The organism is Caulobacter sp. P1_B12_2 (assembly GCF_056406675.1).
Window position 1 is genome coordinate 1 of the sequence record NZ_JBFTZS010000462.1, and the last position, 3,550, is coordinate 3,550.

At 68.6% G+C, this 3,550-nt stretch carries 4 protein-coding genes; 2 read left to right on the forward strand and 2 right to left on the reverse strand.

Annotated features, from left to right (window positions below; genetic code table 11):
- The first annotated feature begins 223 nt into the window (after positions 1 to 223).
- Positions 224 to 823: a TetR/AcrR family transcriptional regulator gene (locus AC1DZ6_RS21450; protein WP_477099157.1), complete on the forward strand. Its 600-nt coding sequence runs from the start codon at positions 224 to 226 to the stop codon at positions 821 to 823.
- Between the two features lie 227 nt (positions 824 to 1,050).
- On the forward strand, positions 1,051 to 1,803 hold the full coding sequence (locus AC1DZ6_RS21455) for a YceI family protein (RefSeq protein ID WP_477099158.1): 753 nt from the start codon (positions 1,051 to 1,053) through the stop codon (positions 1,801 to 1,803).
- Between the two features lie 147 nt (positions 1,804 to 1,950).
- Here AC1DZ6_RS21455 and AC1DZ6_RS21460 read toward each other — a convergent pair whose 3' ends face one another.
- Complete coding sequence (locus AC1DZ6_RS21460) at positions 1,951 to 2,820, reverse strand: rhamnogalacturonan acetylesterase (RefSeq protein WP_477099159.1); 870 nt, start codon at positions 2,818 to 2,820, stop codon at positions 1,951 to 1,953.
- 141 nt (positions 2,821 to 2,961) lie between these two features.
- The coding region (locus AC1DZ6_RS21465) for a beta-xylosidase family glycoside hydrolase (RefSeq protein WP_477099160.1) at positions 2,962 to 3,550 on the reverse strand (589 nt) is incomplete at its 5' end.

The following is a 3,550-nucleotide window of genomic DNA, read 5'->3' on the forward strand; positions in this document are numbered from 1 at the left end:
GCCGAGAGCACGGCGCGAGAACGGTCGAAGGACATACAGAAACCCCAGGAGCGACAGGGCGTCGCAGGCCTTCAGCCTTGACGACGCCCTGGTGGTAACCAACATGAGAATGAACGTTCATTCTCAACGGGGCTGGACATAGGTCCGAGGTTGTCGCAAGTCAACCTCGGGGGTTCCGTCCAGCTTGACGTGACGGAAATTTAATTGGGAAGCGAAGCTTTCGATGGGTGATGACGCCAACACGACATGCCGGCCGACGCCTGAGGCGCGGCGGCAGCAGATCCTGGACGCCGCGTGCGACTGCGTGCGGCAAGCGGGGTTCCATGGCGCCAGCATGGCCGAGATCGCCAAGGCCGCCGGCCTCAGCGTGGGCCAGATCTACCGCTATTTCGAGAACAAGGAGGCGATCATCGCCGCCATCGTCGCCCAGGACCTGGCCGAGATGCGCGAGAAGTTCGCCGAGATGGAAAGCCGCCCGGGCGACCTGGTCGACGCCATGACCGAGCACCTGCCCGACGCCGTCGACAAGTGTTTCGACCTGGGCCGCGCGGCCCTGACCCTGGAAGTCCTGGCAGAGGCCAGCCGCAATCCGAAGGTCGCCGCCATCCTGCAGGCCGCCGACGCCCAGGAGCGGGTCTACGCCCAGGCCATGCTCGACCGCAGCCGCAAGCCCGAATGGAGCGACRCCGAGTTCCAGGCGCGTTGCGAAGCCGTGGGCCTGCTGTTCGACGGCATGATCATCCGCGCCGTCAATCACCCGGACACCGACCGCGCGCCTCTGGCTCGCGTGCTCAGCGCGACGATCCGTCAACTGCTGAGTTGAGGCCGCGTAGGGGCTCAAGAACCGTCTCCTGGGGGCGGGATCGGGCGACATCGCGATGGACAGCAGCACCGCGTGTTCCCTAACGTCAAGTCACGACGAGAAAAACGCCGGCTCGATGTCGGATCTTGGCGCCCTCCTGCGTCCTTCGTGGGATCGCGCGCCTCGGTTCTGACCGGGAACGGCGCGGCCGGCCGCTAGCGAGCCGTCAACACAACAGGGAAGACGCCATGATCCATTCGACCGTTCGTCCGCACGCCCGTCACGCCGCCGCCTGGCTGGCCGTCAGCGCGCTGGCCCTGACCCTGGCGGCCTGTTCGCCGCCGGCCGCCAAGAAGGCCGAGGCGCCCGCCGCCGCGCCCTCGGCCGCCGCGCCCGCGGACAAGTTCGTGCTGCCGCAGGTTCCGGCCGGCGACTACACGCTGGACAAGTCCCACGCGAGCCTGTCGTTCAAGGTCAATCACCTGGGCTTCTCGCACTACACCGCGCGGTTCACCGACTTCGACGCCAAGCTGAAGTTCGACCCGGCCAATCCCTCGACCTCCAGTGTCGAGGCGACCATCGATCCCAAGTCGCTGACCCTGCCCGCCCCGCCGGCCGGCTTCAAGGACGAGCTGACCGGCAAGGCCTGGCTGGACGCGGGCCAGTATCCGGCCATCACCTTCCGCTCGACAAAGGTTGAAGTGAGCGGCGCCAACACCGCCAAGATCACCGGCGACTTCACCCTGCACGGCGTGACCAAGCCGGTGGTGCTCGACGCGACGTTCAACGGCGGCTACGCCGGCCACCCGATGGATCCGCACGCCCGCATCGGCTTCTCGGCCCACGGCGTGTTCAAGCGCTCGGAGTTCGGCATCGGCTTCGGCGTTCCGGCCCCGGGCACCACCATGGGCGTCAGCGACGAGGTCGACGTGAACATCGAGGCCGAGTTCAGCGGGCCGGCCTTGCCGACGGCGGCTCCGGCGGCGGCGGCCGCCCAGTAGCCGAACGCCCCCTCCGTCACGCTGCGTATTCGCAGCGCGCCACCTCCCCCGCTACGCGGGTGAGGAGGATGCGGCGCCCACCTTCTCCTCCCCCGTGGAACGGGGGAGGTGGCGCGTCGTTAGCAGCGACGTGACGGAGGGGGCGTCCTACTGAACAAGGTTCCGCGCCAGCGCCGGAACCACCTTCACCAACTCTTCGGCGATGATCTCCGAACAGACCTCCGCTCCCGCCGGGCCCAGGTGGGTGTAGTCGAACGTCTGGTTCAGTTGGCCGGTCTTCGGCGGCGTGGCGGGGGCCGGCGTCGGCGGGTCCATCGGCACGGGCGCGGCGCCCGGGATCGGCGGCTCGTAGAACTTGACCCCCACGGTCGTGCCGCCGGCGATCGCCTTGGCCAGGGCGGGCGAGGGCGGGATCTCGGCCCAGGCGGCCGACTTCAGCGGGCCCAGCGCCTGAGCGGCCTCGGCGCTGCGGACATTCAGGTCGACCAGCGGCGTCCCGGTCTCGGCGGCGACGGCGCGGACCGCGTCCGCCCATGGGACAAGGTCGTCGATCAGCTTGCCGGCCTTGAACTGCCGGCGCGACAGCGGCGTGACCAGCACCGGATGGGCGCCCGCCGCGCGGACCTCCTCGACATAGCGCTTCAGATTGGCCGGGAACTCGGTTTTCAGGTCCGTCATCCGTTCGGCGCGGCCATAGGCGTCGTTGTGGCCGAACTGGATCAGCACATAGGTGTCGGCGAAGGGGCCGCCCTTCATCTCGCCCAGGGCCAGGGTCCAGGAGCCTTCGCTGCGGTAGGACTTGGTGCTGCGCCCGCCGCGGCCCAGGTTCACGCAGGCCACGTTCGAGGTGGTCCGCGTCGCGCAGAACGCCCCGCCCCAGCCGCTGTTCACGGCGGTGGTGGAGTCGCCGACCAGCACGATCTTGGTCGCCTTGAACGGCGGCGGATCGGCGGGGGCTTGGGCGAGGGCGGGCGTCGCGAACAGGGCGGCGGCGAGGAGGAGGGGCGCAAGCTTCATTATCGAATTCATCCTCACAAACGTCTGTCATCCCGGACAAGGCCCGCAGGGCCGCAGATCCGGGACCGCCGGAAGCGCCGAGTTCACGCGTCGGTCCCGGATCTTCGCGCTTCGCGCTCGTCCGGGATGACAACTGTGCTTCTAAGCCAGCGCCCGGTACTTGAAGTTCCTGAACCGCGCCGAGCCCTTGCCGGCGGCGTACAGCCCCGGCTTCAGCATCAGGAAACCGCCGCGCACATTGTGGTGGTAGCCCGAGACTTCCATGCCCCGGTCGAACCGCTTCCAGGTCGCCCCGCCGTCACCGCTGGTGTGGAAGGCCACGATGTGGCGGTCGTTGCGCAGCCGCATCAGCATCTTCGACCCATGGGGGTTCGAGGGGCGTCCGCGCTCGATGCCGTACTGGTGGGTGACGAAGTTCTTCGCGTCGAAGCCCAGGCCGCAATAGAGCTGGCGGTCGTAGAACAGGATCAGGCCGGCGCGGGTGTCGGGATCGATCTCGATCTCGCACTCGATCTCGTAGGCCTGGTCGCCGTTGACGAAGATCAGCGGCGCGCCCGTGCTGGGAGCCTCGCCGGCGCCCTTCAGGGTCATCACCCCGCCGGCCCGCGACAGGCGGTCGTGCTCGCCCGGCTTGGGGTCGAAGAAGTTCCACTGCACGCCGTACTTGTCGGTCGAGAAGTCGTCCGACAGGGCCATGCCGTGGGGGACGGTCTTGCCGCCCCCCTTTGTC